General features: G+C 71.2%; 6 protein-coding genes. 1 reads left to right on the top strand and 5 read right to left on the bottom strand.

The annotated features are described in order from the left end of the window. The coding region (locus Q0066_RS16940) for an ATP-binding cassette domain-containing protein (protein ID WP_298135128.1) at nt 1-323 on the top strand (323 nt) is incomplete at its 5' end. A 96-nt stretch (nt 324-419) separates the two neighbouring features. Here Q0066_RS16940 and Q0066_RS16935 read toward each other — a convergent pair. From Q0066_RS16935 to Q0066_RS16915, 5 genes are all read right to left on the bottom strand, one after another. Beyond that, nucleotides 420-1622 carry a M20 family metallopeptidase gene (locus Q0066_RS16935; protein WP_298135126.1) on the bottom strand — a complete coding sequence of 401 codons (1203 nt, stop codon included), beginning with the start codon at nt 1620-1622 and terminating at the stop codon, nt 420-422. 69 nt (nt 1623-1691) lie between these two features. After that, nucleotides 1692-2498, bottom strand: coding sequence for a putative RNA methyltransferase (locus Q0066_RS16930; RefSeq protein ID WP_298135124.1), 807 nt, complete (start codon nt 2496-2498; stop codon nt 1692-1694). Further along, nucleotides 2495-3253: an SDR family oxidoreductase gene (locus Q0066_RS16925; protein ID WP_298135123.1), complete on the bottom strand. Its 759-nt coding sequence runs from the start codon at nt 3251-3253 to the stop codon at nt 2495-2497. Before Q0066_RS16925 ends, Q0066_RS16930 begins: the two co-directional genes overlap by 4 nt. 120 nt (nt 3254-3373) lie before the next feature. After that, nucleotides 3374-4159: an SURF1 family protein gene (locus tag Q0066_RS16920; RefSeq protein WP_298135121.1), complete on the bottom strand. Its 786-nt coding sequence runs from the start codon at nt 4157-4159 to the stop codon at nt 3374-3376. A 19-nt stretch (nt 4160-4178) separates the two neighbouring features. Beyond that, complete coding sequence (locus Q0066_RS16915; RefSeq protein ID WP_298135119.1) at nt 4179-4517, bottom strand: DUF3099 domain-containing protein; 339 nt, start codon at nt 4515-4517, stop codon at nt 4179-4181. Between the last annotated feature and the right edge of the window lie 42 nt (nt 4518-4559).

Raw genomic sequence — 4559 nt, 5'->3', positions numbered from 1 at the left:
TGGGCTCGTTCCTGTTCACCGGCGACGACGTCGACAAGCCGGCCCGGGTGCTCTCGGGCGGTGAGAAGACCCGGCTGGCGCTGGCCATGCTGGTGGTCTCGGCGGCCAACGTGCTGCTGCTCGACGAGCCGACCAACAACCTCGACCCGGCGTCCCGCGCCGAGGTGCTGGCCGCGATCCACTCCTTCGCCGGCGCCATCGTCCTGGTCACCCACGACGAGGGCGCCGTCGAGGCACTCGAACCCGACCGGGTGGTGCTGCTGCCCGACGGCGACGAGGACCTCTGGAACCCCGACTACGCCGACCTGATCTCGCTGGCCTAAACCCGTAGAGCCCTCCCTAACTAGTTCTGCCCTCCCGTCGACGGGAGGGCAGAACTAGTTAGGGAGGGCTCTACGGGTGGCGGGTTGTCGTCGGGGTCAGAGGGCGCCGGCCAGTCGGGCGCCGGCGAGGTAGCCGGAGGCCAGGGCGATCGCTACGGTGCGAATGGTGTCCTCGTCGGGCAGGTAGCGGGCGTGGTGCAGGCCGGTGTCGTGCCGGGTGCCGGAATCCTCGCCGGTGCCGACGAACATCATCACGATCGGCACGTGCTGGCCGAAGTGGCTGAAGTCGTCGGCGCCGAGCGAACGGAACGGGTCGGCAGCCACCTGCAGGCCGGCGGCGTGCAGGACAGGGTCGAGGGTCTTCACCAGGTCGTGGTCGTTGGCCAGCACCGGGTCGCCGCGCAGCAGGGTCACCTCGGCGGTAGTTCCGCGGGCTGCGGCGGTGTGCTCGGCGAACCGGCGTATCTCGGCGTGCAGCACTCGGCGGTCAGCCTCGTGCATGGTGCGGATGATGCCCTGCAGCTTCGCCGAGTCCGGAATGATGTTGTGCGTCGCGCCGGCCTCGATCCGGCCGATGCTGATCAGCGCCGCGTGGGTCGGGTCGATCAGCCGTCCGACAAGCTCGTACAGCCCGGACGCGATGCTGGCCAGCACCGGCACCGGGTCGATGGTGACGTGCGGGTAGGCGCCGTGCCCGCCGTGCCCGCGGACGATGATGTCGAAGGCGTCCGCGGCTGCGTTCACACCGCCGATCCCGGTGCTCACCAGGCCCTCCGGCACCCGCGGCTGGACGTGGGCGCCGACCACCGAACGGACGTCGTGCGCCGCCAGCAGCCCGCTGCGCAGCACGTCCGGCGCTCCGGACGGCTGGCACTCCTCGCGGGGCTGGTAGATGCCGAGCAGGCCGGCCGGCAGGTCCATCTTCTCCGCGGCCTTGATCACCGACCACACCGCGGCCATGTGGATGTCGTGTCCGCAGGCGTGCATCGCCCCGTTGGTGGAGGCCCAGTCGACGCCGGTGTCCTCGGTGAGCGGCAGGGCGTCCAACTCGCTGCGCAGCGCCACGGACGGGCCGTCCGGACCCAGCCGGGTCCAGAAGCCGGTGTCGGCCACCGGCGTGGTGGGCCGGGTGAGCGCGGAGCGCAACAGATCGGCGGTGGGCTGCTCGGAGCCCCCGATGTACGGGTCGGAGTGGATGGCGCGACGCAGCGACTTGGCCTGCGGGAGCACCTCGTCAATTCCGGCGATGAACTGGCGAACCAGGGAGCGGGTACGGGAATCGGGCCAGGCAGACGTCACGGGGCCGCAGTTTACGGCCTCCGCAACCGTTTGCCGGGAGGCGGTCAGGAACGCGGCGAGCGGTGGGGGTCACCGGGGCCGGAACACGGTGAGCTGGACGGCGAGCTGAACCTGCTGGGCGGTGTCCGGGAGGCGTGGGGCGTGGTGGGCGTTCGGGCCCATCCGGACGAGGTCGGTCAGCACGTCGGCGGGCAAGGTGGTGGTGAGGCGTCGGCCGAGCGTTTGTTCATGGGCCAGATGCTCGCCGAGTCGGGCCAGCAGCCGGTCGTGCTTCTCGTCCTCAAGACCCAGCAGCCCGTACGACTGCCGCAGTTCACGCAGGTGCTCGGGTGCCGGGGTGACCACGATCACCCGGCCGTCCGGACGGAGCACCCGGGCGAACTCCGCCGGGTTGCGGGGAGCGAAGATGCACAGCAGCACGTCGATCGTGTCGTCGAGCAGCGGCAGCCCGCGCCACACGTCGGCCACCACGGAGGCCACTCGATGGTGTGACTTCGCAGCCCGCCGCGCCGCCGTCCGGGAGACGTCGAGAGCCACCCCGCGGGCCGGCGGGCGGTCCTCGACGAGCTGCGCCAGGTAGTGCCCGGTGCCGGCGCCGACCTCCAGCACGGTCTGCACGCCGGTGAGCGGCACCACCTCGTCCAGCCCCCGGCTGACGAAGTCGAACACCCCCGCCGACTGCACCCGCGTCCGGGCGTCCAGCATCTCGACGGTGTCGGCGTTGGCCGGTTCGGGTCCGTTCGACAGGTTCAGGTAGCCCTGGCGGGCCACATCGAAGGAGTGCCCGGACGGGCAGACCCAGCGCCGCTCCAGGGGCGTCAACGCCTGGCCGCAGTGCGGGCAGGCGAGCAGATCGTGTGCGACGTGCAGGTTCACAGCGCCCGCAATGCGCCGCCGTCGACGGGGATCACCGAGCCGGTGACATAGGAGGCCGCCGGCGACAACAGGAACGCCGCCACCCGGCCGAACTCGGCCGGATCACCCAGCCGGCGTAACGGGATCCGGGCCTCGGCGTCCTTGCGGGCCGCTGTGGGATCGTCGCTGCGGCCGTGCAGGAAGCGGATCCGTTCGGTGAGCACCGTGCCCGGCATCAGCCCGAACACCCGGTGGCCGTCCGGTCCGACCTCGTCCGCCAACTGCTTGATCAGCATCGCCAGGCCCGGCCGCAACCCGTTCGAGATCGCCAGTCCCGGAATCGGCACCTTCACCGAGGTGGACAACACCACACCGATGGACGCCGGACCGGACGCTGCGGCGAGCACCGCGCGAACCGCACGCAGGGCAGCGAGGAAGACCGATTCGAAGGTGGCCAGCCACTGCTCGTCGGAGTTGGCCAGCACGCTGCCGGGCGGGGGACCGCCGACGCTGATCAGCGCGCCGTCCAGCCGTCCGAACGTACGGATCGCCAGCTGAGCCGCGGCTGCCGCCGTATCCGGCTCGGCCAGGTCGGCCGCCAGCGCGACGGCGTTCGCGCTACCCAGGTCGGCGACGACGTCGTCGAGGACGTCCGCCCGCCGGGCCACCAGCACCACCCGGGCACCCTCGGCCACCAGTTGCTCGGCGCTCGCCCGGCCCAGGCCGGCGCTGGCCGCCGTCACCAGGAACACCCGGTCGGTCAGTCCCAGATCCATGCCGGCAGCCTAGAGCTTTGATCCCCGGTGGGCGCCGGCGGCGTAGCTACCGGCAGATCTCCATTCGATGAGAACTGTTCTCAGCATCTATCGTGCCTGAGTGACCCGGCGGGTGGTCGCTCAGGCGTCCGCGCGTGAGGCGTCCGGCGCCGGCGCGGATTCCGCAGCCTTGGCGGCCCGGCGCCGATCGCGCAGATCGGAGCGGATCAGCACCACCAAGCCGACGCCCGCGATGATCGCGAACGAGAACCACTGCAGCGCGTAGGAGAAGTGGTTGCCCTCGGTGAGTTCCGGCGGGTCGACCGGCACCAGACCGTCGGTGGCCGGCGGGGTCAACTCCGCAGCGCCGATGTAGCCGTCGACCAGGGGGTACGACAGCGTCCCGGCGACGGCCTGGGAGTTGATCAGCCGCATCTGGCCGTCCACCGGGGTGACTGCGTCGGCGCTGCCCTGCTCGTTGCGCCGTACGTAGCCCACCACGGTCACCTCGCCAGCAGGGGGCGGGGGCGCGACCCTCGGGAAATCCTGGTTGGCCGGGCGCGCCGCGAACCCGCGACTGACCAGCACGTTGCCGTCCGGGGTGCGCAGCGGGGTGACGATCTCCCAACCGGTCTGGTTGTCGTTGGACCGGTAGCGGACCACGTAGGAATGATCGGCGTCGAAGGTGCCCCGCACCTGCACCCGTTGCCATTGATCGGCGTCGGTGATCGGGCGGTTGAAGATCGTCCGCCAGTCGACGATGGGGGCGTTCTCGTGCGCCACGACCACACCGTTGTTGTCCCGCCGCTGCTGCAGTCGATCGAGCTGCCAGCGGCCGAGGTTGACGAAGGCCACCGCCAGGCAGACCACCGCGATGCCCATCACCACCCAGCGCAGCCACAGACGACCTTGGGGGGCCTGGCCCATCGTGCCCAGCTTCGGCACGTCAGCGGTCCTCCGCCGGGTCGTCCTCGACGGAGCCGGGCACCACGGTGTCCGGGGTCAGCTCTTTGAGCTGGGTCGATGCGTCGTCGGTGGCATCGGGGGTGCGGCGCAGATCGACGGCGTTGGCCAGCGCCACGGCGATGGGCGGGATGATCGCCGCGCCGACGAACAACACCCAGTTCCACGGGGTGGGGGACAGCACCCCGCCCAGGAAGCACGCGACGCGGACCGCCATAGTCCACAGGTAGCGCTTGTTGCGCTCATTGGCGTCCAGCGAGCGGGCGGGGCGGGCACTGGTGATGAGGGCCGGACGGCCCTGTGCGTGTGCCCGAGTGTTCACCCGGCCACTCTAGTCCGGACGGCCCGGTCCGGACGGCCCCGG

The organism is Micropruina sp. (assembly GCF_027492755.1).
Classification (GTDB): Bacteria; Actinomycetota; Actinomycetes; order Propionibacteriales; family Propionibacteriaceae; genus Micropruina.
This window is presented reverse-complemented; position numbering and strand designations above follow the sequence as displayed.